Annotated in this window: 24 protein-coding genes and 1 pseudogene; 13 read left to right on the top strand and 12 right to left on the bottom strand. The window is 49.5% G+C overall.

The annotated features are described in order from the left end of the window. Positions 1-60: 60 nt before the first annotated feature. From ACTRXI_RS04995 to ACTRXI_RS04985, 3 genes are read right to left on the bottom strand one after another with little or no spacing between them, the layout of a single operon-like run. Entirely contained in the window at positions 61-366 is a 306-nt protein-coding gene (locus ACTRXI_RS04995; RefSeq protein WP_079474600.1) for a PTS lactose/cellobiose transporter subunit IIA, read from the bottom strand. Positions 367-387: 21 nt separating this feature from the next. Beyond that, positions 388-1,707 carry a PTS cellobiose transporter subunit IIC gene (gene celB, locus ACTRXI_RS04990; RefSeq protein ID WP_474261358.1) on the bottom strand — a complete coding sequence of 440 codons (1,320 nt, stop codon included), beginning with the start codon at positions 1,705-1,707 and terminating at the stop codon, positions 388-390. A gap of 11 nt (positions 1,708-1,718) precedes the next feature. Next, positions 1,719-2,030, bottom strand: coding sequence for a lactose/cellobiose PTS transporter subunit IIB (locus ACTRXI_RS04985; RefSeq protein ID WP_474261357.1), 312 nt, complete (start codon positions 2,028-2,030; stop codon positions 1,719-1,721). A 230-nt stretch (positions 2,031-2,260) separates the two neighbouring features. Between ACTRXI_RS04985 and ACTRXI_RS04980 the strand changes: the two genes are divergently transcribed. The 6 genes and pseudogenes from ACTRXI_RS04980 (at position 2,261) to ACTRXI_RS04955 (ending at position 9,675) form a co-directional block, all read left to right on the top strand. Beyond that, on the top strand, positions 2,261-4,192 hold the full coding sequence (locus tag ACTRXI_RS04980; RefSeq protein ID WP_474261356.1) for a BglG family transcription antiterminator: 1,932 nt from the start codon (positions 2,261-2,263) through the stop codon (positions 4,190-4,192). Positions 4,193-4,356: 164 nt separating this feature from the next. Further along, positions 4,357-4,917, top strand: coding sequence for a copper resistance CopC family protein (locus ACTRXI_RS04975; protein ID WP_474261355.1), 561 nt, complete (start codon positions 4,357-4,359; stop codon positions 4,915-4,917). Beyond that, positions 4,914-6,005 carry a copper resistance D family protein gene (locus ACTRXI_RS04970; protein WP_474261354.1) on the top strand — a complete coding sequence of 364 codons (1,092 nt, stop codon included), beginning with the start codon at positions 4,914-4,916 and terminating at the stop codon, positions 6,003-6,005. Before ACTRXI_RS04975 ends, ACTRXI_RS04970 begins: the two co-directional genes overlap by 4 nt. A gap of 23 nt (positions 6,006-6,028) precedes the next feature. Next, a pseudogene (locus tag ACTRXI_RS04965) lies at positions 6,029-6,739 on the top strand (ABC transporter ATP-binding protein). Positions 6,740-6,743: 4 nt separating this feature from the next. Further along, complete coding sequence (locus ACTRXI_RS04960) at positions 6,744-7,532, top strand: ABC transporter permease (RefSeq protein WP_474261353.1); 789 nt, start codon at positions 6,744-6,746, stop codon at positions 7,530-7,532. Positions 7,533-7,668: 136 nt separating this feature from the next. Next, positions 7,669-9,675 carry a methyl-accepting chemotaxis protein gene (locus ACTRXI_RS04955; protein WP_474261352.1) on the top strand — a complete coding sequence of 669 codons (2,007 nt, stop codon included), beginning with the start codon at positions 7,669-7,671 and terminating at the stop codon, positions 9,673-9,675. 42 nt (positions 9,676-9,717) lie between these two features. On the opposite strand, the gene ACTRXI_RS04950 is transcribed toward ACTRXI_RS04955, so the two are convergent. Then, entirely contained in the window at positions 9,718-10,515 is a 798-nt protein-coding gene (locus tag ACTRXI_RS04950; protein WP_474261351.1) for a sulfite exporter TauE/SafE family protein, read from the bottom strand. A 99-nt stretch (positions 10,516-10,614) separates the two neighbouring features. After that, the gene (locus ACTRXI_RS04945; RefSeq protein ID WP_322525474.1) at positions 10,615-11,184 is read right to left on the bottom strand and encodes a DJ-1/PfpI family protein; all 570 of its coding nucleotides are present in this window, start codon (positions 11,182-11,184) and stop codon (positions 10,615-10,617) included. A gap of 137 nt (positions 11,185-11,321) precedes the next feature. Between ACTRXI_RS04945 and ACTRXI_RS04940 the strand changes: the two genes are divergently transcribed. Continuing rightward, positions 11,322-11,714, top strand: coding sequence for an ion channel (locus tag ACTRXI_RS04940; RefSeq protein WP_474261350.1), 393 nt, complete (start codon positions 11,322-11,324; stop codon positions 11,712-11,714). Positions 11,715-11,726: 12 nt separating this feature from the next. On the opposite strand, the gene ACTRXI_RS04935 is transcribed toward ACTRXI_RS04940, so the two are convergent. From ACTRXI_RS04935 to ACTRXI_RS04925, 3 genes are read right to left on the bottom strand one after another with little or no spacing between them, the layout of a single operon-like run. After that, positions 11,727-12,734 (bottom strand): LacI family DNA-binding transcriptional regulator, encoded by a 1,008-nt coding sequence (locus ACTRXI_RS04935; RefSeq protein WP_474261349.1) that lies wholly within the window; start codon positions 12,732-12,734, stop codon positions 11,727-11,729. Positions 12,735-12,749: 15 nt separating this feature from the next. Continuing rightward, the gene (locus tag ACTRXI_RS04930; protein WP_474261348.1) at positions 12,750-14,258 is read right to left on the bottom strand and encodes a UDP-glucose--hexose-1-phosphate uridylyltransferase; all 1,509 of its coding nucleotides are present in this window, start codon (positions 14,256-14,258) and stop codon (positions 12,750-12,752) included. A gap of 17 nt (positions 14,259-14,275) precedes the next feature. Further along, positions 14,276-15,454, bottom strand: coding sequence for a galactokinase (locus ACTRXI_RS04925; protein WP_474261347.1), 1,179 nt, complete (start codon positions 15,452-15,454; stop codon positions 14,276-14,278). A gap of 144 nt (positions 15,455-15,598) precedes the next feature. Here ACTRXI_RS04925 and ACTRXI_RS04920 point away from each other — a divergent pair, with 144 nt between their 5' ends. Further along, a complete protein-coding gene (locus ACTRXI_RS04920; RefSeq protein ID WP_474261346.1) occupies positions 15,599-16,636 on the top strand; it encodes a potassium channel family protein in 1,038 nt (345 codons plus the stop codon). Between the two features lie 98 nt (positions 16,637-16,734). Next, complete coding sequence (locus ACTRXI_RS04915) at positions 16,735-17,700, top strand: Gfo/Idh/MocA family protein (RefSeq protein WP_474261345.1); 966 nt, start codon at positions 16,735-16,737, stop codon at positions 17,698-17,700. 62 nt (positions 17,701-17,762) lie between these two features. Here the strand turns inward: ACTRXI_RS04915 and yidA are convergent, their stop codons facing one another. After that, positions 17,763-18,578 carry a sugar-phosphatase gene (gene yidA, locus ACTRXI_RS04910; RefSeq protein WP_474261344.1) on the bottom strand — a complete coding sequence of 272 codons (816 nt, stop codon included), beginning with the start codon at positions 18,576-18,578 and terminating at the stop codon, positions 17,763-17,765. Between the two features lie 18 nt (positions 18,579-18,596). After that, complete coding sequence (locus ACTRXI_RS04905; RefSeq protein ID WP_474261343.1) at positions 18,597-18,908, bottom strand: hypothetical protein; 312 nt, start codon at positions 18,906-18,908, stop codon at positions 18,597-18,599. 191 nt (positions 18,909-19,099) lie between these two features. Between ACTRXI_RS04905 and ACTRXI_RS04900 the strand changes: the two genes are divergently transcribed. Together ACTRXI_RS04900 and ACTRXI_RS04895 are read left to right on the top strand one after the other, a co-directional pair. After that, entirely contained in the window at positions 19,100-20,119 is a 1,020-nt protein-coding gene (locus ACTRXI_RS04900) for a zinc-dependent alcohol dehydrogenase family protein (RefSeq protein WP_474261342.1), read from the top strand. A gap of 78 nt (positions 20,120-20,197) precedes the next feature. Then, the gene (locus ACTRXI_RS04895) at positions 20,198-21,427 is read left to right on the top strand and encodes an NADH:flavin oxidoreductase/NADH oxidase family protein (protein ID WP_474261341.1); all 1,230 of its coding nucleotides are present in this window, start codon (positions 20,198-20,200) and stop codon (positions 21,425-21,427) included. Between the two features lie 3 nt (positions 21,428-21,430). On the opposite strand, the gene ACTRXI_RS04890 is transcribed toward ACTRXI_RS04895, so the two are convergent. Continuing rightward, positions 21,431-22,222: an SDR family oxidoreductase gene (locus ACTRXI_RS04890; RefSeq protein WP_474261340.1), complete on the bottom strand. Its 792-nt coding sequence runs from the start codon at positions 22,220-22,222 to the stop codon at positions 21,431-21,433. 35 nt (positions 22,223-22,257) lie between these two features. Further along, positions 22,258-22,956: a TVP38/TMEM64 family protein gene (locus ACTRXI_RS04885; RefSeq protein WP_474261339.1), complete on the bottom strand. Its 699-nt coding sequence runs from the start codon at positions 22,954-22,956 to the stop codon at positions 22,258-22,260. 205 nt (positions 22,957-23,161) lie between these two features. Between ACTRXI_RS04885 and ACTRXI_RS04880 the strand changes: the two genes are divergently transcribed. Both ACTRXI_RS04880 and ACTRXI_RS04875 read left to right on the top strand, forming a co-directional pair. Then, positions 23,162-24,370, top strand: a complete 1,209-nt coding sequence (locus tag ACTRXI_RS04880) for a multidrug effflux MFS transporter (protein ID WP_474261338.1) — start codon at positions 23,162-23,164, stop codon at positions 24,368-24,370. 209 nt (positions 24,371-24,579) lie between these two features. Further along, positions 24,580-26,295, top strand: a complete 1,716-nt coding sequence (locus tag ACTRXI_RS04875) for a bifunctional metallophosphatase/5'-nucleotidase (protein ID WP_474261337.1) — start codon at positions 24,580-24,582, stop codon at positions 26,293-26,295. Positions 26,296-26,398: the final 103 nt, after the last annotated feature.

Here is a 26,398-nt window from a genome sequence, read left to right as displayed (position 1 = left end):
GTTTTATAATAAGCAGGAGCCCGGCCCTCTTTTTCTTTTTGCCAGGCTCCTTTTTCATAGTTAACGAGTGCGGTACACTTCCACGATCTCCTCCGCCAGATCTCTGACCGTCATGGAGGTCATCAAATGATCCTGCGAATGAATCAGCATGACATTAACGGAAAAATCTTCGCCGCTTGCTTCTTTCGTGAGCAGGTTAGTCTGATAGGAATGTGCTTTTCCAAGTTCTTCCCCTGCTTCCTTAATCAGTTCTTCTGCACGGTCGAAATTTCCCGCCTTCGCTTCCTGGATCGCTTCCATGGCGTTTGCTTTGCCGTTGCCGGCGTATAATATAATCTGAAACGCCGTTTCTGTTAACGCTTCCATATTCTCCACTCCTATCCTGATTTAACCGCTTTTTTGCTTGTTGTCTGCATTTGTCATTTCTTTTTCTGCCTCTACTTCGTTCCGGAAATACTGACGGTCCAGAATACGCAGGAACGGGAACCAGATGATAAACACCACAGCCAGGTTAAACAGCTGCAGGACAGCCCCCTGCCAGGCATTCCCAGTAGCCAGAAATCCGCTTAAGAAAATCGGGGTGGTCCACGGAACGATAATTCCTGCCGGCTTTGGCACGAGACCGATCGACATCGTTACATATGTGATGACTGCGATCACGACCGGAGCCACCAGCCACGGAATTAATACCAGTGGGTTCATAATGATCGGCAGACCGAAAATAATCGGTTCGTTAACGTTAAAGAATCCTGGAGGCCCACCGACTTTACCGAGCTGTTTTGCCTGTTTGCTGCGTGCGAGCATGAACAGCCAGAGCACAATCGCAAGGGTCATGCCGGAGCCGCCCATTCCTACAATAAATGTATCAATAAATTGCTTTGTTACAACGTTTGGAAGCTCTTCTCCAGCCTGGAATGCGCTCAGATTCTGCTCGTTCAGCGCGTACCAGATCGGGTCGAACACGGAGTTAACCAGAATCTGTCCGTGCAGGCCGAAAAACCAGAATACCTGAATCATAAGAACAGCTATGATCGTAGCCGGCAGCCCGCTGCCAAGCGCGGTTAACGGTTCCTGTAACACGGTGTAAATAAAGTTCTGGGCAGACTCAAACGGGGTAAGACTGAACAAAATACGGATAGCGAGAAATACTGATAAGGTCAATGACACTGGGATTAAGGCGCTGAACGATCTGGAGACAGCCTCCGGAACTCCGGCCGGCATTTTGATCGTCAGGTTTTTCTGTACAAAGTAGCGGTACAGCTCGGCTGCGAGAAACGCGGTCAGTATACCGACGAACATGCCTTCCGCCCCGAGAGTGGAAGTAGGTATAACTCCCTCAACGTCTTCGAAGGTCTGCGGTGTTAATATGATAAAACCAGCCAGAGCAACAACCCCGCCGTAGAGTGCTTCCACGCCGTAAGAGGCTGTTAATTTATACCCTATACCGATGATAACAAAAAGTCCCATAATACTTAGCGTGGATGCCGAAGCCGGACCAAGCGCTGCCTGATAGGCTGCATAGGCGTCTTCCCCGATCAACTGGTCAAGAAAAGGAAAATTGGCGAGAACAACTAAAATGGAGCCAAAAATGATTAACGGCAGGGCAATCAAAAACCCGTCGCGCAAGGCCGTCAGATGACGGTTATTATTTAACTTTTCTGCGATTGGCATTAGAATGTTTTCCAATACCTCCATAAAACGATTCATGTGTCTCCCCCCTATTTTTGCTCGCTTAACAGCTTCATGGCGTGATCAAGTACAGCTTTTCCGTCTACCCGTCCGTAAGCGACGGAATCAATAATATCAAGCGGAATCCCCTGTTCATCGGCAACCTTGCCAAATTTTTTCTTCATAAAACGCATCTGCGGGCCGATCAAAAGGACATCCGCCTTTTTGATTTCTTCCGGTGCTTTGTCCTGGGCTGCTGCCCATATTTCTGCCTGGACCCCCTGCTCTTCGGCTGCTTCCTTCATTTTTGAAACGAGAAGACTTGTCGACATTCCGGCGGAGCATGCTAATAAAATATTCATTGATATTCCTCCAATTAAAATAAAATGATGTGCGGTTGATATATTCAATATAATAAAATAGCGCTTTCACAGATAGAGAATGTTCTTCCGTTAGGAAGCGGAAATGATTTGCACTTCCTTCCTGTTTCTTTTGTGCTACTTTTATAGTATCCCTAATTGCGCACTGCAGAGCATGAAATTTTTCTGTAGCGCTTACATACATGTTTACCTTTTAAGGGGGTTAAAGAGACATGACTACAAGGAGCAACAGCATTTTAAGAGAATTGGTTGCAAGCGGCGTCCCTGTGACCGGCAGCTATCTCGCATCTCTGCAACAGGTGTCGAGCCGGACCGTCCGGGAGGACATCAAAGGGCTTCAGGCAACACTTCAGTCGCACGGAGCAGAAATTGAAGCCATTAAAGGAAGGGGATACCAGCTGAAGATCATCGACAATGATAAGTTCCGGGCATATGTAAAGGAGTACCTGCAGCCGGCATCCCCTGATTCACAGGCTCTCCCCAATCTGCCCGAAGAACGGGTCGCGTATCTGATTCAGCGGCTGCTTCTTGCCAGTTCCTATATCAAGCTGGATGAGCTTGCCGATGAGATGTTTGTAAGCCGTTCCACGGTACAGAACGACCTGAAAAAGGTAAGGGAGATTTTAAAGGAGTATAATATCGCTCTTGAGCGGACGGCTAATGACGGCCTGCATCTTCAGGGAAGCGAGATGCGCATGCGCTTTTGCATCGCTGAATATATTTTCGACCGGCAGAACGAGCAGCCGCGCCACGATCAGTCGCTGCCTTTTCTTCACCTTTCCGAAGAAGAAAGAAAAAGCATCTGGAGCATTATTTTAGAGCAGATTAAAATGCAGCACATTTCTTTATCCGACATTGCGCTTCACAATTTATTCAACCATATTCTTATTGCCTACCAGCGTATTCAGGACGAGCATTACGTATCGATGTATCACGCAGAATTTGATGAACTGACGCAAAAGCGTGAATATCAGGTAGCCAAAAACATCGTTGAAGAAATCAACCAGACCTGGCAGGTGTCCTTCCCGGCAGAAGAGATTGCCTATATTACGCTTCATCTGCTCGGCACCCGTCTGTTTGACAACGAAGAAGGCACTGCTGAGGCGGTTAAAAACTCCCTGGATACTGATACGTATGACATGGTCGCTTTTCTGCTCGCTCATATCGACAACGAGCTGCACCTGAAGCTCCAGCACGATCAGGAGCTTATCATCGCCCTTGCGCTTCATCTGCAGCCCGCCATCAGCCGGTTCCGTTACAATATGAACGTTCGTAATCCGATGCTTGCCGATATTAAGGCCAACTACCCGCTCGCCTTTGAAGCCGGGGTAGTCGCCGGTATCGCTCTCGAAGAGCATTACGATATTCGCATTGATGAAAATGAAATTGGGTATCTGGCTCTCCATATCGGTGCTGCTCTTGAGCGCAGTAAAATGGAAACGACGCCTGCCCGCTGCCTGATCGTCTGCGCCTCCGGACGCGGAAGCGCCCAGCTGCTCTACTACCGGCTCCAGTCAAAATTCGGAAAACGCCTCCACATCATGGGGACGACAGAATACTACCGCCTGCGGGAGATGAATTTTGACCACATAGACGTGATCATCAGCTCCGTCCCTATTTATGATGAGCTTCCTGTACCAGTCCTTCAGGTAAATACAATTCTCGGCGAAACCGACCTGCGTACGATTGAAAGCTTTGTTTCCCAGGAGCCTGCCGTCCGCACGTATTTACGGGACTCGCTGGTCTTTTTACACCAGCCTCTTTCTGACTCAAAGCAAGTGCTCGAGTTTTTCGAGCGGGAGCTTTCCTCCCGGCGCTTAATTGATGATGGTTTTCTCGATTCTGTCCTCGAACGGGAGCATGTGGCCTCAACTGCCTTCGGCAACCTTGTCGCCATTCCTCATCCGGTCACGCCGAAGACCGAGGAGACCTTCTTGGCCTTCTGCACGCTTGATAAACCTGTACGCTGGGGTGAGCGGCCTGTGCAGCTTGTCTGCCTGTTAAATGTTAAAAAAGACAGCACCGAAGACCTTCAGGAGATGTATGAGCTGCTCGGCCGGGTGATTGAACAGCCGAAATTAATTCAAAGGCTGTTAAAAGCAGAAACTGCTGAAGGGTTTCTCCAGCTCCTCGCCTCCTCATAAGTCGATCTGGCAGAGAAAATAATCTTTCTCTGCCTTTTTCCTTTTTCAAAAACGATTTTCGTAAATTATTCACATCCTCTCCTCCTTTCTGAACGTATTCTTTGTTATAAAGGAAGAAGAAGTTTATAATCACGTTCTCGTTCATATAAAAGGAGGAAAAACCTATGCGCCGTTTAATCGCCTGCTTAGCTGCAGGCTTCCTGCTTTCGCCCGCAGTGGCTGAAGCACATACACACCTCGAAAGCTCCGACCCTGAAGACGGAGCCACGGTAGAGGCACCGGAAGACATCACGTTTTATTTTGACGGCCCTATCGAAGACTACAACGGGGTCACGGTCAAAGATGCCGAAGGAAACGACGTGGAGACCGCCGACGTTTCCATCGAACCAGAGGACCAATTGAATGTAACCATGGAAGAGCCACTTGACGCAGGAGAATATGAAGCCTCTTTTGATATTGTCAGTGAAGACGGCCACATTATGGAGGACAGCTCTTCGTTCACCGTAGAAGAAGCATCCGAAGAAGAGGCGGCTGCCTCCGGTGACAACTCCTCCTCTGAAAACAACGCGGAAGGAGCGGAAGAAAACGCCGAAGGCGAAACCGAAAGCGCCATTAATGAAGAAGAAGCCGGCTCCGGATTCGGCATAACCATCGGCCTCATCGGCCTCGGTCTCGTCGCCGCCATCGTTGCACTGTTTCTCTTCCGCCTGAAACGCCGGACATGATTCTTGCAGCAGGCAACGCTCTGCAGTATTTGTTTTTCGCTGTACTCGCCGGTACGCTTTTGCTTCAGCTTATTCCTTCTACGCACCGGCCAGCTCTTTCTATTCCGTTTTTCGTTCCGGCAGCAGCTGCAGCCCTGCTGCCTGTCGTTTCCTTCGTCCCCATCGCCCAGCTCACCCGCACGGTAGCTGCGGGCAGGGACATGCCTTTTTTCGGAGCCCTTGAGCGCATATTGTTCCAGTACGAAGTAGGCCAGAGCTGGGTAGTACTGTTTGTGCTGAGCTTTTTTCTGCTCGGGATATTTATTCTTTTCTTTCATTCCACCGGCATGCCCCGTGCTGCTGCTGTGGTCGGGCTCGTTCTTATTATGGGAATGATTGGCGCTTTGGGAGCATCCGGTCACGCTGCCAACGCAATCCCACTCATCGGCGGAACGCTTCACTTTTTCCATCTGCTTGCCGTGAGTCTGTGGATCGGCACGCTTTTGATGGTCAGCTGGTTTGCCGTTTCCTATAAACAGTGGGCTTCTTTTCTGGAATGGTTCACGCTGATCGCTGTCATGTGTGTCATTATTATCGCCTTTACCGGCGTAATCATGGGACAGCTTTTGACAGACCCTTTTATCGGTTCGTGGGCTCTTCCATACGGCGAAGCGCTCATATGGAAGCATTTGTTTTATATTGTTATTCTCATTTTTGCTCTTTTTAACGGCATATTTATCCGCAAACGTCTGCAGCAGGTCAAGGATTACAATCCACGGCAGTGGCTTCGGGCAGAAAGCCTGACCGCCATGCTCATCTTTGTGATTACAGCTTTTATGACCGAGCAGGAACCAGGCGGCAGTCTGCATTATGAAAACCCGGCCTTTTTGTTTCACGTGCTCTACCCTGCTTCTATAACGGACAATCCTTCCTTTCAGCTGCAGCTGCATCCCATCACCATTTTAAGCGTGCTGTTATCCATTGGATTTTTATACCTGATGGTGCAGAGCTTTCATCGCGGACGCTCGCCGTTCAGCGTTTTCATTCTCGGCTGTATGTTCGTGCTGAGTGCCTATACCGGTCTCGTATATATTCTGGATTTTGCCTGAACAGGCATGCTGTCCAAGTGCTCATGGAATGTTCATGGGTGCTTTTTTATTTGCACACCGATTATTTCCGGGTAATAATTAATGTTAATGAAAGGAGCTGTTTTATGTTTCAATTGAACGACGTAAAATACAAAAATATTATTAACACAAAAAAGCTGACCATACCGACAGATACTATCACTGCCGTTACTGGTCCGAGCGGCTCCGGAAAATCAACTCTTCTGCGTCTTCTTAATTATTTGATCACTCCGGAACGCGGCACCGTTTCCTATCAAGGGAAGGCGTTCTCCGACTGGGAGCCCATAGAACTGCGCAGGCAGGTGATGATGCTTCCCCAGTAGCCGGTGCTGTTTGGAGAAACGGTTGCTGAAAACCTTCAGGCCGGAAGACTGTTCAGCGACAGGGAAGAAGCTTCTGAGGAAGAGCTTACCGCAGCAGCACAGCAGTGCATGCTTGATAAAAAACTTAGTGACCCTGCCGAAAATCTGTCCGGCGGAGAACAACAGCGTCTCTCTCTTGCCCGCCTGCTTCTTGCCGGTCCCGATGTTTACTTACTCGACGAGCCGACGTCAGCGCTCGATGAAGATATGGAATGGAACGTTATGGAGCGATTCCTGGCTGAGGCACGCCGTTCTGCCAAAGGAATTATTTTTATCAGCCATGCGACGGCGATGGCCGATCACTTTGCCGACCACATTATTCAGTCAGATTCATTTGCCCGGGGAGAGGAGTGACACTATGACAGAAAACACCTCTATTATCGAGCTGTCGTTCTGGCAGATCCTTGCCGCCTACGTGTTTATCGTTCTTCTTCTCGCCATTGTGCGCTGGCGGAAAATCCCACGGGAAAAAGAAATACTCATTTCTTCGCTCCGCATGACGTTTCAGCTGCTGTTAATGGGCTACGTGCTTATGTTTTTATTTGAAAATCCGAGCCCCTGGCTTACGTCGCTGATTGTCCTTTTGATGCTCGGCTTTGCGATCTGGAATATCTTTCAGCGCGTCCGCAGCCCCTTAACCCGGGAAATGAAGCGGGCAATTGCTGTATCTATGAGCATCGGCACCATCCTGAGCCTGCTGTATTTCAACTTCGTAGTCATTCAATTTGCTCCGTGGTTTAACCCCCGCTATTTCATTCCAATTGCAGGCATGATTATCGGCAATTCCATGACTGGTATTACTCTTGGGGTCCAGACGCTGACAGAGCACCTGCACAGCCAGCGCTCACGGGTGGAGGCAGCACTTATGCTCGGAGCAACACCAAACCAGGCCACCCGTAAAATTGTAAATCAATCCTTTGACGCGGCCATTCTCCCAACGATTAATAATATGGTCGGCGCAGGAATTGTATTTCTGCCGGGGATGATGACCGGACAGATTATTTCCGGCGTCAACCCCGTGACAGCGATCGGCTACCAGATCGCTATCCTTCTGGGTATTACCGGGGCTGTCGCTCTCAGCGTTATTTTATTTACCCAGCTCGGCTACAAGACGTATTTTAACGACCGTATGCAGCTGAAGAAGTAGTATAGCGCTTGCTTCAGCTGTACGCCGAAGACATATATTCTTTTGACTGCTTTTCAGAAAAGCTTCACTTTTTTTCCATTTGCCCGATATGAAGTAAGAGAAGGTATTTGTTTACATATTGGGGGAGTGGATGAACGTGAAGGAAAAATTATTACAGCCGAATCTTCGAAAAAAATTACTCGTATGGTTTTTAGTGATCGGCCTGCTTCCGGCTGCGGCTGTCGCTTTTTTTGTCTTTCAGGAAAGCAGCAGTGTCGTAGTGGCTGAAGAAGAAGAAAAACTGACCATGACTTCTGAAGCCGCAGCAGAGGAGATGGACCGCTGGCTCGTCAAACGGCTTGATGAAATTGTACTCGCTGCAGGAACGCAGGATATGAGCAGCGGTGATACCGATACCCGCCTCAGCCTGATGAATCAGATCATTGACCGCGATGAAACGTTTGAAACGGTCGTATTTACCGGTAAAAGTGGAATCGTAGAGGCGCATACTACTGAAGAAAACATAGGGGAGCTCGATCTCGGCGACAGGGACTACTTTAAGAATGGAATGAACGGGGAGACTACGATCTCCGACGTCCTTAACTCCAATGCCACCGGAAACCGCATTGTGGTTGTGGCTTCACCGGTAACCGCCTCTAATGGGGAGATTGCCGGCGTCATGTCTGCCTCTGTTAATTTTGATGCTTTAATGGAGCGTTATACAGGCAGCGAAAAGGAAAACAGCGCTATGCCTATTCTCGTGGATAATCAAAACGTCATTCAGCTTCATCCGCAGGAAGACCTTATCGGCCAGCCGGTCGGCCAGGCTGATATCAGCGGTGAATGGCAGTCGCTGCTTGCCCAGGATCAGGAGGAAGCATCCTCCACGACAATAGAAAACGGCAATGAACAATTACTCGTATCCGCTGCCCCGGTTCAGGAAGCAGGCTATAAAATTTTCTTTCTGACGCCAATGGAGGAGATCCTCGCAGCCACAAACGCCCTCAAGTGGACAGTGCTTACGATTATCGGCGTGGCAGCTCTGCTCATTATTGGTGCTGCCGTTCTGATCGCCGGCCGTATTACAAAGCCGATCCGTTTAATTACCGATCGGGTGAAGCAGGTAGCCGATGATGATTTAACCGGTGATGATATTGAGCTGAACCAGCGGGATGAAATCGGCCAGCTTGCCATGCATTTTAACCGCATGAGCACCAGGCTGAAGGAGCTGATTGGACAGTTTGATATGAGCTCCCGTCTTCTTCAGGACTCATCAGAACAGCTTTTGTCAAATTCCAGCAAATCCAGCCAGGCCATTACCGAAGTCAATGCCTCCCTGCAGCAGGTAGCCTCAGGCTCGGAGCAGCAGTCTGTAAGTATTAAAGAAAGCGCCGGGGCCATGGAGGAAGTCTCCAAGGGTGTCCAGGAGGTAGCGGGCAGCACGACCTCCATTTCCGAGCATGCGGCTTCGACGACAGAAAAAGCGAACGGCGGCCTCGTTACGGTGAGCGACGCCCTGGAAAAAATGCGCTCCATTCATGCCTCTGTCGAACGTTCCAATGAAGTAAACCAGACGCTGAGTGCCCGCTCCCGGGAAATTGAAAACATTTTAAATGTCATCACTGCCATTTCAGAGCAGACTAACCTGCTTGCCTTAAACGCTGCTATTGAAGCAGCCAGGGCCGGAGAGCACGGCAAAGGGTTTGCCGTCGTCGCCGAAGAGGTACGAAAGCTCGCCGAGCAGTCCCGGGACTCTTCCTCCCAGATTGCTTCGATTATTTCAACGATTCAAACGGAAATCCAGGATTCCGCCGTCTCCATGGAGCAGGTCACCGGCGAGGTTCAGGATGGTCTGCAGATGACCGAACAGGCAAAGGCGGCTTTTCAGGAAATTTCGGATTATACGAACGAAGTCAGCGTGCGCCTTGAAAGTGTGGCAGCCACTTCGGAGCAAATGGCGGCAAGCTCTCAGGAAATAACCGCTTCCTTTGACGAAATCTCGGCAATTTCTGAACACAATGCCGGTACTTCCCAAAGCGTGGCCTCAGCCTCGGAAACGCAGCTTCAGGCGGTAGAAGAGATCGACGCTCTCGCGGAAGCACTGAATATGATGTCCAAAGAATTAAATACCATCGTTTCCCATTTCCAAACGGAAAACGACTAAACGCTAAAAAGATCCCGGCTCGATGCGAGCGGGGATCTTTTTTTATGAGCTTCCGAAAATCAGCCTTAACGAAACAAAGATGAGACTGATGGCCAGCACGCGCAGAATAATAGCCCCCGGCAGCTTTGCCGCAAGCGCAGAACCAATCTGGCCGCCGACTACAGCCCCAATCGCCAGCCAGAGCACACTCTCCCACTGCACGTGGCCGAACCAGGCATGCGCCGCCGTTCCTACTGCCGCCGAAAGCACCATCAAAAACATCGAGGTCGCCGTCGCAATATGGGGCGGAAAAGCTAGAAGCATCACCATGGTAGGCACCATAACAGAGCCTCCCCCGACACCAAACGACGTTGAAATAACGCCGACAGCCAGCGCAATCGACAGACCAATCCATCGATTGTATGAGTATTCATATGTATGTCCGGTAAGGTCTGTAAACGTCCGGCTTGTCGTCGGCCTGCCGGCGCTCCGCTGTTTGTTTTTCGGACGGAACAGCAAAAACAGGGCCACACAGAACAAAAAGATGCCAAACGCAGTATAAAACGTATCTGTATCAAAAAACTGGGTCAGCCACGCGCCAAAGACTGCTCCCGGCATCATGGCAAGCGCAAAATAGACACCGCTTTTATAATCAATCCTTTTTTGCTTCGAATACGTCCAAGTGCTTGAAATGGCAGTAAACAAAAGAACTGCCATCGAGGTGCCGGCAATATCCGAGGCGGGCATCGGAAAGAACAGTGCAAGTATCGGTACAATAATAAACGCTCCGCCGAGTCCGACCAGCGAACCGCAGGCAGCGGCAAATATGCCTGTGAGCAGCAGTAAAACAGCTTCCATCATTTCCTTGTCCTCTTTTCTTCTATGTAATTCAGCTCCATTTTAGCATGAATAGCCATTAAAAAAAGCCGGCTTATCCAGCCGGCCCGCCCGAACCCCGTCCTACGTTGTTACCGGGGCATCGTTTACCTGTTTCACAAACTCCCGCATAATGGCAGGCAGATCCGGCCATGCGTGTCCGGAAACCAGGTTTTTATCCACATAATCCATTTCATTGATATACTCTGCGCCCATGCTTTCCACTTCCGGCTTGCACGCCTGGTAAGCGGTCAATTTTCTTCCTTTTGCCACCTCTGCGATTGGTGTCAGCACAAGGCTTCCATGGCACATAATCGCAATTGGCTTATCCTTTTCAAAGAAATGTTTCACAATTTCGAGCAGGTCCTTGTTCATCCGGATGTGCTCCGGTGCTCTTCCTCCCGGGATGATCAGCGCATCGTAATCAGAGACATTTACGTCTTCAAAAGCGATATTCGCTTCGATGCCGTACCCCGGTTTTTCCGTATACGTTTCCCAGTCTTCAAAGTCGTGAATTACCGTATGCAGCTTTTTGACACTGGCAGCTGCCAGATCCACATGAAATCCTTCCTCCATGCACCGAAAATAAGGGTAATACACCTCCAGCGCTTCCACGGCATCACCGGCCACGATCAATACTCTTTTCGCACTCATCGTACACGCTCCTTTTTTGATTGATGGAAAGCTTACTTTTATTTTATACCCCTTTTGATGTAATAGAAATATGTTTTCTGAAACAAATAAAAAGGGTAAGGAAACTTAGCTTTGTTCCATAAGAGGAGGAAAACCATATGCTGCCCGGTCTTTTACTCGGCCTCACAATTATTTTTGTATTGATCAATCTATATTACTTTTTCACGAATAAAACATACAAACAGACAGCATTCAGTCCGGCTATGTTTTACAAGCTGTTTGTAATCATGTTGAGCCTGACGTTTGCTTTTGCTTTGCTGTACTATTTTCTTTCTTTTTATGAAACTGTCTTTAAGATCAATGATCCTACCGACACTACCGCTGAATCCACTTTTTTAAACTGTTTGTATTTCAGCGGCGTCACTATTTTGTCTGTTGGCTACGGCGACCTTGTGCCCATCGGCACTGCCAGAGCTTTTGCTCTTCTGCAGGCAGCTCTGGGTCTTCTTCTCCCCACCGCTTATTTTATGAAAGCATTCGGCTCCTCGTAAAATGAAGAATCTTCATGACAAATGCCTTCCGCAGCTTTCTCTTTTCTGCAGCTCGGTGGCTACAAGCACCGTTTTGGGAACCGTTCTTCGTCCATCGAGCCTTTCAAGCAGAAGATCCACCGCCGTCTCCCCCATCACCTCTGTGTAAACCTTCACGGACGTAAGCGGCGGATAAACAAATTTAGCGACACTGACATCATTGACACTGGCCACACTGATGTCTTCCGGCACTCTGATCTGCGCTTCATGAAGCGCGCGCAGGCATCCTACTGCCATCGTGTCATTAGCCACAAACAGAGCTGTCGGTCTCGTTTCTGCGGCCTCAGCGGCCAGTTCGTTTTTTGTTAAATCATAGCCATCCTGAACCGTGAAGCGTCCCGTTCGTATCCAGGGCACCGTATGGCGGTCTTTTTCGGTCATCAGCCGGCGGAAGGTCTCTTCCCGCGGATCCGGAATCGTTGCGGTTTCTGACGGGTAGGACTCCCGCCCGCCCAGATAGCCGATACGCTTGTGCCCCAGCTCCTGAAGATAAGAAAGAACTTTTTCCGTTACACGCTGAAAATCGGCAATAACGGCGTCAAACGTCTCATCGTCAGGAGCAGAATCCACAAAGACGAGCTGCGTGCTCACATGCTGCAGGCGTGCCGCCTGCTCCGGGCTGAATTTGCCAACAGCGATGACCGGTTCACTTTCAGCCGTTTCCTGCTCCAAAAATTCTTCAAGCAGCAGGCGCCGTGCCCGGATACCCAGCTCATCGCAGCGCTTTTCAATGCCCAGGCGGATCGACAGGTAATACAGGTCTTCAAGCTCTTCCTGTTCGGTGTACCAGTAAACGATAGTAAGGGACTGAACGGCCTGTTTGCGTTTTGCGTGCTTTGTATAGTTCAGCGCTTCGGCGGTCTGGAAAATACGCTGCTTCGTGCTTTCCGCTACTGACAGTGTGTCATCATAGTTCAACACCCGGGAGACCGTGGCTATCGATACGCCGGCTTCTTTTGCGATATCCTTTATCGTTGCCATGTCATCAGCTTCCTTTTATTTTTCTTTGAGCTTTAAGGGGAGCGTGTACAAAAACTGGAGGAAACCGCGGCGTCCAAAAGCATCCTGCTTGAAAACGCCGGCATGGTGCAGCACCTCCATAAATTTTTCACCTACGGCCTGTTCTACTCCCAGCCGTACTTCAGCTTCCGGTTGGCCCTGTAGCTTATCACGCAGCTCTTCAGCCCACGTTTCGTGCTGTTCGGGCACACGCTCTCCAAGCCCGGCGGCAAATTCAGTGATCTGATCGAGTTCACCGAGGAGTCTGGCCGGGAGAACAGCCAGTCCCATAACTTCAATCAGTCCGATGTTTTCTTTTTTAATATGATGCACTTCCTCGTGGGGATGGAACAGGCCGTACGGATGCTGCTCTGTCTTCCGGTTGTTGCGCAGCACTATATCCATTTCCCAGGCCGTACCGTTTTTCCGTGCAATCGGTGTTACTGTATTGTGCGGTTCTCCGTTGGAGTAGGCTTCTATCTCAAGCTCCGCGTCAGTATAGTCCTGCCATGTTTTCCGGACAGCCTCCGCAGCCTCAACCACGCTTTTCTGCTCCTCTGAGCGCAGCCGTAGCACACTCATCGGCCAGTGAACAATTTCCACGATTAAATCCGGATATTTCGTTGATTCAAAAACGGTTTCCGGCTCTGCTTTTTCCAAAGCAAAGGTGTACCTTCCGCCCTGGTAGTGATCGTGGGATAAAATCGAGCCGCCCACTACTGGAAGGTCTGCATTTGAACCCATAAAATAATGCGGAAACTGCTCAACAAACCTAAGAAGTCTGGTAAATGTTTCCCGGTTGATTTTCATATCCCGGTGATATTCGCTGAGAAGAATGGAATGCTCCGGGTAATAAATATACGGGGAATACTGAAGGTACCATGTTTCCCCTTCAAGCTCTGTCCGGACTAACCGGTGGTTCGACCGGGCCGGATGGCCGAGCCGTCCCGGATATCCTTCATTTTCTTTACACAGAACGCACTTCGGGTACGACACCGGCGCACTTTTCTGCTTTTCCGCTTCAATATCACGCGGATCTTTTTCCGGCTTGGAGAGATTGATCGTAATATCGACCGTCCCATAGGAAGATGCATATGGGAAATGAACGTTTTTGGCTACCCGGTCCATCTGAATGTAGTTGGAGGACCGGCTCAGCCAGTAAAAATAATCGGTGGCCTCGACCGGGTCCCGGCGGTGCTTTTCTTCAAAGGTGCGCTGGACGTCAGAAGGCCGGGGAAGGAAAACATTCATGATGTCTGCTTTGGCCTGTTCCCGCCTGTCGAGCAAATCCTCCACAATCCCTGCCTCCACCATGTAGGAGGTGAGCTGTCCGAGCAGTTCCTCAAACGGCTTTGGCCCGCCAGCTGCATTTTCATCAATCGCTTCGAGGTGAAGCTCCCGCAGCAGTTGATTGCGTGCATACACCTTATCCTCTGCATGAATTAATTTATTTTCCTCTGCCCAGTCGACGAGCGACATGACAGCTGAATCCACCTGTATAGCCATAAAACCTCTCCTTTCGCTTACTTTTGCCCGGCACGTGCCAGCTCCCGTGCTCCCCCGCCGGCAGTAGCTTTATAGAACGAAGGTTTGAAGCCTATCTCTTTTTCATAGGCTTCTGCAATACTTTTCTCTGCCTCTTCGGCCTGGCTATGTTCCACAAAAGCGATCGCGCATCCGCCAAATCCCGCTCCGGTCATCCGGGCACCAATCACGCCGGGCTGCTTTTGGGCGGTCTCAGCCAACGCGTCGAGTTCGGGACCGGTCACCTCATAATCCTCCTTTAACGAGCGGTGTGACTCATTAAGCAGCCGGCCAAATGCTTCATAATTTTCCGCCTTCAGCATTGCTGCTGCCTGCTTCGTGCGGTCGTGCTCATGAATAACGTGCCGGGCTCTTTTTCGGACTGTTTCATTTTTTACCTCCCGACTGAGCTGATTCCAATCCTCTACCGATAACTCACAAAGGCTCGTAATGTCCCGGTGCTGCTGCATTTCTGCCAGTGCTTCTTCACATTCCGCCCGCCGCTCATTATAGGCTGATCCTGCAAGCTCCCGGGACTTGTTCGTGTTCATAATCAAAATAGTATATTTATCTGTCGGAAGCGGAGCGTATTCATATTCAAGCGTTCCACAGTCAAGCAGCATGGCATGCCCTTCTTTGCCAAATCCGATCGCAAACTGATCCATAATACCGGTCTGAACGCCGATATACTCGTTTTCCACCTGCTGGGCGTACTGCACAAGGGTTTTAACGGGAAGTCCCCAGCCCTCCCACTCATTCAGCAGTACGGCTGTAACCAGCTCAATTGACGCCGACGATGATAGGCCGGCCCCGTTTGGAATATTACCGGAAAAATAAATATCATAGCCGGTTTCGACTTGATAGCCTTCCGCTGCCAGAATGGCAAACATCCCTTTCGGATAATTCGCCCAGCCGTGTTCCTCCTGAAACGAAAGCTCATCCAATGAGAGCGTTACCATTCCGTCGCTTAAAAAATTGCCGCTCACAAGCCGCAGCTTTCGGTCACTCCGGCCGGCCGCTGCTGCATATGTGCCGTTTGTAATCGCACACGGGAACACATATCCCCCGTTATAATCTGTATGTTCACCAATGACATTAATACGGCCGGGAGCAAAAAACAGCCGTTCCGCCAGGCGGGAAAACTGTTGTTCAAATTCTTTCAATACCGATGCATCCATGAAATAGCCTCCTTCATTCTTTTTATCAGTATAGCGGAAAGCTAAGTCGAAATAAATATTTTACTAAAATTTTTACTGTAAAGTTTTAGATTTTCGCAGCTTCAATAGGGGTAATAGTACTTCTAGCAGAGAGGAGGGGTCCGGGTGTTTTTTAATAAACTGTTTGAACGTCTGGTTAATGTGAACACAGCGGTTATTTTTATGATCACTGCTTTGGTGATCGGCGGCAGCTCTTTTGCCATTTATTACATAGAACCAGAAGAATTCGGCAGCCCGTTCAACGGCTTCTGGTGGGTAATGACCTCCGTCACTACCGTCGGGTTCGGGGATTACGTGCCGGAGACTGTGCCTGGAAAAATGTACGGCATTTTTCTGTATATGATCGGCATCGGCCTGATTTCTATCGTTATCAGCAAAACTATTGATTTTATATACGTGTACAACCGCAGAAAGGAGCGGGGAAAATTGGATTACAACGGCAAAAATCATATCGTCATTGCGGACTGGAGCAAGCATGCGAAAATCGCGATCCAGGAAATTTTAAATACGGAAAAAAATATTGAGATCGTACTTATCGATCAGTACGAAGAAACACCGTATCACCATGACCGCCTGTTTTACGTCCGCGGCAATCCGGCCGAAAAAGAAGTACTCGAGCAGGCAAATATCAGTGAAGCCCGGGCGGTATTTATTTTCCCCAATGAAATCACCATCAGCGGAGAATATATTCATGATCCTTCCTATATCGACGGCAAATCATTATTAATTGCCACCAATATCCAGCGTCACTTTAAAGGTATTTATACCATCGTAGAGGTCAAGGAGCGAAATAATATTCACAACTTCACCCATGTGGACGTGGATGAATTTATCGTCAGCTCAGAAATGATCTCCCAGCTGGCCGTCCGTTCCGCTTTCAGCCGGGGCACCTCAAGGATCGTGTCACAGCTTTTGTCAAAGAAGCACGGAGAGGATTTGTATGAAATACCTAAACGCCCCTCGTGGGGGACATACCGCGAAGCCTACATGGATCTGCTCGAAGAAGGAGCCACTCTCGTTTCAGACCACGATGATTTAAATATCAATCATAAGCTCGACGAACGTATTCCGGAGGACGCCCAGCTTTTCGTCATCTGCCACGAAGATACGTACCATAAAATTAGCGGAAAACAGGCAAAATAAATTATTCTCCCCTGTTTAACTGGAAATTACCTCCTTATCATCCTTCGGCTGCGTTATAATAGCCGGGTAAAATAACTAAACGAAAAGGTGTGACGCATATGAGCTTTAACTGGGGCATCATTGGCACCGGCAATATTGCCGGAAAATTTGCGGAAGCATTGAACGAGGAACACGGCAGCATTCATTCCGTCTGCTCCCGCACCATGGATAAAGCCAAAGGCTTTGCAGATGATTTTAACATTGGGCATCCGTTTGATTCGCTGGAGACATTCATAGAAGACGAAGCGCTTGATATCGTCTATATCGCCACTCCCCACACGAATCACTACGAGATTGCCAGGCAGTGCCTTGAAAACGGGAAGCATGTGTTTTGCGAGAAGGCCATTACTGTTAACAAGCAGCAGCTCGATGAACTGGCGGCACTTGCTTCAGACCGGGACCTGGTGCTGCTTGAAGCGATGACGCTGTATTATCATCCGCTTCACCGTAAGCTGCAGCAAAAAATCGCAGACGGGGTAATCGGCAGCGTGCGCTCTATTAACGTCACGTTTGGTACTATTAAAGAGTACGACACCACCAACCGCTTCTTTAACCCGGATCTTGCCGGGGGCGCAATGCTTGATATCGGCGTTTACGCCCTGTCTTTTGCCCGTTTTTTCCTGCAGGAGCAGCCGCAGGAGGTAACTACCATTGGAGAAATGGCCGGAAGCGGCGTCGATGACCAGTCAGGCATCGTTTTAAAAAACAGCCGGGGCCAGATGGCAACAGTCCAGCTTTCCTTCAGCTCCAGGCTTCCCAAGAGAGGGATTATTGCCGGCGATAAGGGCTCAATTACTGTCGACAACTTTCCGCGGGCCGACGAGGGAGTCATCGAGTATACAAGCGGAGAAAGCGAGCGCGTTACTCAGGGCGAGACGTCAAAAGCCCTGCATTATGAAATCCGGGAAATGGAACGGTCCGTCTCCAGCCGGGACTATGCCTCTATTCTGCAGTACTCCTCTGATGTGATGGCACTTATGGACGAATCCCGGCGGCAGTGGAATTTTAGCTATCCATTCGAATAATCCCGATTTCCCGGGAAATACAAGTAAAGCCTTTATTCCGCGCGGAATAAAGGCTTTTTTACTTAACGGGACTCCAGCAGCACATTATTAATGGCCTCTGCCACCCCATTTTCATTGTTTGTCAGTGTAATAATATCAGCTGCTGCCTTGATTTCTGGAATGGCATTTCCCATCGCCACCCCGCACCCTGCTGCCTCTATCATAGATAAATCGTTGCCGTTATCTCCGATACACATTACCTCCTCCCGGGCGATGCCGAGCCGGGCCGCCAGATCCATCACTGCGTTACCCTTACTTGCTTTTGGATGGAGAAATTCCAAAAAATGCGGGGTGCTGCGCATGATTTCATTTCTCGCTTTAATTTTCTCCGGCAGTAAAAGCTCTGTTTGGTCAATGTCTTCTTTATCCCCGACAAACATCACCTTCGGCAGTGCCACAGATGGTCCGACCTCTTCAAGCATGCGCACGCGTAAAGGTATATTATTTAAGTAAGCGTCAAGCACCGTGTATTTATCAATATCCTTTTGCGGCGTGTAAATATGCTTTTCACTAAAGTACTGCATAGCTATGGGCAGCTCCCGGCTCAGATGCTCAAGCTCCATAACGTCTTCATACAGCATATCGAGCTGACTGACGACCCGGCTTGCGAATGTCTCCTGGACAAGCGCGCCGTTAAATACAGCAATATAGTCCCCCTCTTCCCGAAGTGACAGCTGATCGACATAACGCTGGACACCCGGGAGCGGCCGTCCGGTACACAGGACGATTTTGATGCCGGCTGCTTTCGCTTTCCGGACCGCCTGAATCACCTCCGGCGTCAGTTCGTGCTGATCATTCAGCATAGTCCCATCCATATCTACGGCTATTAGTTTGTACATACTAACCCTCCTGCGTATTTAAATATGTCCTGCCGGTCCCCACAGAAAATGCTCCTCCATATAGGCGAGCAGTTCTTTTTTTCGGTGCTGAAGAGCTCTGCATACCTGTTGGCCTACCGGCACCTGCAGCACCTTTTTTCCACACTGGCCGCATACATCCTTTTCAGCAAACGTATGAAGGACATTTAACGGAAATAGCGGCTTTCCATCGGCTATTAAAAACTGAAAGCGCTGGCCGTGGATCGAAAATAAAACAGTATACCCCTGGAACTCTGCTGCCTTGTGTACAATCACATTTTCTACTTCGGTCATAGCTGTGTTTTTCCGCACCCCGGACCTCCTTTTTTATAGGGGACTGACTTCTTCTTTATTAAACGTAATAATATCTCTGTTTTTCACAGAAAAATATCCGGTCATGCTTTTAGTATAACTTTTTGCTGAAAATCACGCCCGCCTCTTTTAAAAAATCATTCCCCGGGGAATGAACAGTAAGGAGTCCAAACATCCAAGGAGGCTATACAATGGCATCAGCACAAAACCGGGCTTTTCGGCTTCGGGAGTCGAGAAGCATAGAAAATCTGGAGATGACAGAAGAATCCATGCCGCAGGTGCAGCGGGGAGAAGTGCTTGTCCGGGTAAAAGCTACTTCCTTAAACTACCGCGACCTCGCGATGATCGAAGGCAACTATCCGGGCGAGCTGCGGGATAATCTCGTACAGCTGTCGGACGGGGCCGGTGAAATTGTCGAAGCAGGCGAAGACGTTCGCCGCTTCCGCGTTGGAGATCGGGTAGCCGGTAATTTCACACGGGAATGGTTCGGAGGAAAGCGTCCTTCCTATATGGAGCCGTATGGCACACACAGTGACGGCTGGCTGACGGATTATAAAGTCATCAATCCGGAAGAGCTTGTGCGTCTGCCTGATCATCTTACGTACGAGCAGGGAGCAACGCTTCCATGCGCGGCCGTCACTGCCTGGAACGCCCTTCACGGACCATCTCCAACCGGTCCCGGAGATACCGTTCTGACGCTTGGCACCGGTGGCGTTTCCGTCTTCGCCGTTCAGCTGGCGAAAATCCTCGGCCTGCGCGTTATCTCCACCACCTCGAGCAGCTGGAAAGAGGAAAAGCTCGAGGAACTCGGCTCTAACAACATCATCAACTACAACGATACCCCGGACTGGGGAAAGCGTGCGAAAGAGCTTTCCAACGGCGGCGTCAATCGGGTCGTCGAAGTGGTTGGTCCCGCTTCATTCCATCAGTCCATTGAAGCAGTCGCCCCCGGCGAGGAACTCTCTTTAATCGGCGTGCTCACAAGAACCGGGGAGAAAATTGATTACTTCGACCTGTTCGGAAAAGCTTCCACAAGAACGATCGGTGTCGGCAGCCGGGACATGTTTGAATCCATGAACCGTGCAATCGCTGCCCATCAGCTGACACCGGTCATTGATACGGTCTATCCATTTGAACAGGCCCAGGAGGCCTACCGCCATATGAAGAGCCAAAACTTTTTCGGCAAAATTGTTATTTCCCACGAGCAGTAATAAAACAAGCGGAGCGCATCTGTGACGCGCTCCGCTTAATTTTTCCCAACCCATTCGAATAGTAAGGAGAGGATCTCGTTGACAGACGTTACCGCCGCTTCCCCGTTTACATTACATAATAAAAATGTGACATTTAAAAACCGGTTCGTTAAATCAGCCATGAGCGAAGGCCTCGCTACAAGAGCCCACCTGCCGGATGCTGACATCTTCCGGCTGTACCACACATGGGCTAAAGGAGGGGCAGGCTTACTGATTACCGGGAACGTGATGATAAATCAGCAGGCGCTTGGGGAGCCGGGAAACGTCGTGCTTGAGAGCGAAAAGCAGCTTGGCCTGTTCCGCGCCTGGGCCCGTGCCGGCACGCATAATGATACCCATTTATGGATGCAGATTAATCACCCGGGCAAACAGGTACCAAAAGGCGTGGCCCGTGAAGCCGTCGCCCCTTCGGCTGTACCGTTTGACTCAGGGATTCAGCGCTTCTTTCCCGACGCCCGGGCTCTAACGCATCCAGAAATAAAAACAATCATCCGGCAGTTTTCCCATACCGCCTCCCTGGCCAAACATGCCGGCTTTACCGGCGTTCAGATTCACGCCGCCCATGGCTACTTGATCAGCCAGTTTCTCTCGCCCCGTCATAATCAGCGGACCGACGAATGGGGCGGTTCGATTAACAACCGTTTCCGCTTTTTACGCGAAATTTTTAACGCTGTCCGTGAGGCTACTGGACCAGAATTTCCTGTTGGAGTAAAAATTAACAGTGCGGATTTTATGAAAGCCGGCTTCTCGGAGGAAGAATCCCGGTATGTAATTAAAGAGCTCGAACGCCTTGGAGTGGATATGATTGAAATCTCCGGAGGCACTTACGAACGTCCGGAGTTATTCGGAAAAAATGCTTCTGCCTCTACGCTTCGGCGTGAAGCTTATTTCCTCGAATATGCCGAAAGCCTGAAGCAGACCACAGAGGTGCCGGTAATCTTAACCGGAGGCTTCCGCACCCGTCCCGCGATGGACAACGCGCTCCAGTCAGGTGCAGCCGATTTCATCGGCCTGGCAAGACCAATGGCTGCGTGCCCGGACTATCCGGCCAGGCTTCTTTCAAAAGCTCCGGTCCCACGGATTGTTCCTGTCAAAACCGGTCTTCCGTTTATTGATAACCTCGGGATTATGGAGCTTGCCTGGTATAACCAGCAGCTCGCCCGGCTTAGTAAAGGCCGGAAAACCGCCCCTGGTTTCCCACCCATTCTTTCTTTAGGACTTCTTCTGATGAAAAATGGCTTAAATGTTATCCGGCAGCGCAGAGTATAAGCTTTACAGCGCCTTTATCAGCCCTCCGTCCACGAGCAGTGTCTGGCCGGTCACATAGGTGTTGGCAAAGGATCCGTAAAAAACGACCTGCGCAGCAAACTCTGACGGCTGCCCGTATCGACCGAGCGGAATGCCTGCTTCCGAGTCCCTGCGCACCTCCTCCGCGCCTTTATTCATCTGTCCGGCTTTTTTTTCATCAATCTCTGCCACCCGGTCTGTAGCTATTTTTCCAGGACCCAGGGAATTAATGAGAATGCCGTGTGGAGCGAGCTCCTGGGACAGACTTTTGGCCAGACCCATCAGGCCGGCCCGGAATGTATTCGATAAAATTAAATTGTCCAGCGTCTGTTTCATCGAAGAAGAGGTAATATTGACAATCCGTCCGCCTCCGCTCTGCTTCATTGAAGGCAGCACTGCGCGTATCGCGCGTACAAAGCTCATCAGATTTAAATCAAACGCCTGCTGCCAGTCATCATCATCAAAATCATCAAACGTGCCGGCAGGAGGACCGCCGGCGTTATTAACGAGCACATCGACCGGACCGAATGCTTCCACAGTGTATTCCACGAGCGCTTTTATCTCCGCCTTTTTCGTAATGTCGCACACATAATAACCAACCCGGCCGCGACCGCTGAGAGACAAAAGCTCTTTTTCTGCTCCTCTCAGGCTTTCCTCCGAACGGCCAGTAATCATAACGTCGGCGCCTTCTTTCGCGAATGCGGCAGCCGATGCTTTTCCAAGGCCCCGGCTTGATGCCAGTACGAGCACCGTTTTTCCTGCAAGCTGCAGATCCATATTTTTCTCTCCTTTTTACTGCATCCGGGCTGCATTCATACCGGCGGCTGCAGCTGTTTAGTTTCTTCTTTTAGCTCTTCGGTGTTAAATTCGTCCTCTACCCTTCGTTTAAGCACATAGCCGAGCACAGCTATCACCACTGCAAGGATTCCCAGGATAATCATTTTCATCGGCTCAAAGGAAAGAATACTCGAACCAAAAAAGCCGAGCAGTACAGCTCGCGGTATAGTACCTATCAGAGTGGCGCCCAGATACTGCCGCCATCCTACATCCAGGCGGGCGCTGAGGGAGGTTAATAAATCATAATGAAGCACCGGGATGAGCCGGAGCATTAATAAAAATTTGAAGCCGTGTTCCTCGAGCTCTTCCTTGATTTTATCGAGCTCCTCCATATTTTTATCGTCTAAGTTTAAATCTCCCGCCTTGCGTCTTTTCGTAAAAAAAGATACGGAGGCACCCAGAACGGCCCCAAGAAAAATAAGGAGGGCGCCCAGCCAGTGCCCAAACAAAAACCCGGAAGCTATGGCGAACACGGGGAGAGGAATCAGCAGGTACGGCCGGATCACAAATAACAGCAGCAGAACGACCGGTCCTAAAAATCCAATGCTTTCCATCCACCCTTTCACATCTTCAGGATCGAGATGCAGATAAAAGCGTGAAAGCAGCAAAATCAAAATAGCGGCACCCACCGTAATTGTCAGCCGCAGAGCGTAGTGTTTTAATTTTGTTTTCATGGCGCTTTCCTCCTCAATATCTATCTTTATTATAACGGAGAAGCGGATTCATACGCCTTATTTTCCAAAAAATTATGCTTATAGAATCGGCCTCTTTTGATGAGGACGGGCAAAAAACTTTCCATCTCTTCTTTTTTTAGGTAAGCTGAAGCAGGTTTAATCTTTTTCCTTTATTTATATTTTCGCTTAGAAAGGCGGTCTACATATGAACCAATTAACCGGCTTCAAGCGGGCCCGTTTTGTTATCCTGCTCGGAGCACTTGCAGCACTGATTCCTTTGACTATTGATATGTACCTTCCCGCCCTTCCTGATATTACCGCTTCCTACGAAACCAGTGCCTCTATTGTACAGCTGAGTTTAACAGCCTGTCTGCTCGGGCTCGGCGTTGGCCAGCTCGTCGCCGGAGCCCTCAGTGACGTGTACGGACGCCGCCGGCCGCTGATTGTCGCCCTGATCGTTTATATTGCTGCTTCAGCTGCCTGTATTTTTGCACCGAATGTTTTCATTTTGATTGCAGGACGTTTTATTCAGGGCTTTGCCGCATCTGCCGGACTCGTTATTTCCCGGGCAATAGTCCGCGATGTCAGCAACGGCGCTGAACTTACGAAGCTGTTTGCCCTGTTGATGCTCGTCAACAATCTCGTGCCGCTGCTCGCTCCTTCTATTGGGAGCGGAGTGCTCCTTTTCACCAGCTGGCCCGGAATCTTTTTAACACTTTCTGTACTCGGTACTATTCTGCTGCTGATTACAGCGTTTCGGTTAGGCGAAACGCTGCCTGTAGACGACCGGGTGCCAAGCAACCTCGGTGCTACCTTCAGCAATTTTATTTCTCTTCTTAAAGACCGGCAATTTTCGGGATACGCTCTCTCCCAGGGATTTATGATCGGTGGGATTTTCGCTTACGTAGCCGGCACTCCGTTTATTTATCAAAATATATACGGCGTATCCCCACAGGTATTTAGTATTCTGTTTGGCTTAAACGGACTCGGCCTTCTGCTGGGAACGTTTATGGTCGGCCGTTTTGCTTCTGTTATTCCTGAAAAAACATTTCTTGAAACTGGACTTGTAATGGCGTTTGCGGCCGGACTGGCCCTGCTTGTAGTCGTTATTTTTGAAGGACCGCTCTGGGGAATTGTGCTGCCTATCCTGTTTTTTGTTACTTCTATCGGCTTTGTCGCTACTTCTTCGTTTTCCCTTGCGATGGAAACCCAGAGTCATATCGCCGGCAGTGCTTCTGCGCTTTTAGGTCTTCTGCCGTTTGTACTCGGTGCCGTAACGGCTCCTATGGTCGGGATTGCCGGTGAAGAGACAGCCGTTCCGATGGGGCTCACCATCTTTTTGATGAGTGCACTGGCTCTCGTAACATACGTATTCATGGCTAAGCGAGGCGGACCGACAGAAAAGCCGGCTTAATAATCTAAAAGAATCACGACTTTGGATGTAAAAAAATAGAGGGCATGGTTATGAGTTTTGTCAAATACTGTCGTATAAGTCTGTCAGCGCCATGGGTACATGCTCTCTCTTTTTCTCATTGTTTACAAGCAGTAATTCCTGCTTATTGGCAAAAGATCAAAATTTTCTTACATTTTAATAAGATCTTTTATACATATAGGGGGAATTACATGAACCATTCATATTTACGATGGGGGATTGCTGCCAGCGCTTCTGCCGCTTTTTTCGCACTGCCCGCAGTTCATGCCGGTGCAGCAGAGGGGGAAACAGAGGTAACAGTCATTCATGCCAATGACATTCATTCTTCCATTGAAGATATGGGAAAGCTTGCCGGTTACATTGATGAGAAAAAAACAGAATCTGATCACTTGGTCTTTGTCAGCCCCGGGGATATTTTCAGCGGAGACCCGGTAGTCGATTTACAGGACGGGGCTCCCATGGTCGACTTAATGAATGATGTCGGACTTGAAGCTATGACGATTGGCAACCACGAATTCGATTATGGCCAGGAAGTCTTCGCCCAAAATGAGGAAGAAAGTGATTTCACGTGGATTAGTGCCAATACATCAATCGAAGACAGCTCGATTCCTATTGAAGAACCCGCTGCGTATGATGAAATTAACGTTAACGGCGTCGATATCGCTCTTCTTGGGCTGACTCAGGCGCCGCCTGCCACAGCGCCTGATGGCATCGAGGGCCTCAGCTTTGACAATGATTACGCAGGGGTGGCGGAGTCATACGAAAGCCTTGGAGAAGACGCAGACCTTTTTCTCGGCCTTACTCATATAGGCTACAGTGAAGATGAGCAGCTGGCAGAGGACGTAGATTTTTTTGATGCCATTATTGGCGGCCATACGCATACTGTCCTTGAAGAGCCGGCAGTTGTGAATGGCACACCTATTGCCCAGGCAGGCTCCAGCCTCGACTTTATCGGAGAAATGACCTTTACCCTTGACGATGAAACCGGAGAAGTAACAAACACTGAAGGACAGCTGCATGACATCGAGAACATAGAAGCGGTGAATGAAGACGTTCAGGCGAAAGCAGATGATTATATAGCAGAAGCGGATGAACTGCTCGGAGAAGTGATTGGGGAAACAAATACCGGTCTGTCGAGAGACAGCCGCTATGAGGAAGACGCCCCGCTTGGTAACTTCTGGACCGACTCCATGCGCTACACCACAGATACAGACGTTGCCGTTTATAACAACGGAGGCCTGCGGGCTGGCATCGACCCTGGAGATATTACTGCAAGAGATATTTATTCCATTGAACCATTTGGAAATAATATCGTTGAAATGAATATGACCGGAGAAGCTCTTGAAAATGTAATCGAGCAGTCCTACAACCGAAATGAGCAGGTGGATCTTCAGACGTCCGGGCTGAACTATACCATTTATACCACCGAAGACGGGGCATTTAACGGAGCCGAACTAACTATTGACGGAGAGCCAGTCGAAAGCACGGAAACCTACTCGGTCGCGCTGCCAAACTTCCTCGCGGACGGCGGGGACGGCTATAATTTCGAAGGGGAAATTATCCAGCCGGATGCCGGGCTTGTGACTAACAGCATGATCACCTATGCTGAATTCTTAATGGAAACGGAAGGCGCTGTGGATTATGAAACAGAGGGGCGGATCAGCCTTGAAGCCGGGGCACCGGCCGCTGAAGAACCGGAAGCTCCCGTTGAAAACGTCACAAAAGAATGTATTATCGATGAAGTCCATGAACTGGTACCAAACGGCAATCCAAACAAAAATGACTCTGACTTTAACCGCGGTCAGCTGATTTCTATACTTCAAAAGTATAAAAACGGCAAAGATGTGGAAGTTCCTGCTGCAGCAGAGCCGGCAAAGGAATGCATAGATCAGGCTCAAGCAGATTAATAATGTAACACTCTTCAGGGCCGGGGAAATCCGGTCCTGATTTTTTCATTGGTTTACTTTTTCTTCTGATCATGCCTTTTCATAACAGGAAACGCTAATACAC

This window comes from Marinococcus sp. LNHM4E3-1, from assembly GCF_056034405.1.
This window is presented reverse-complemented; position numbering and strand designations above follow the sequence as displayed.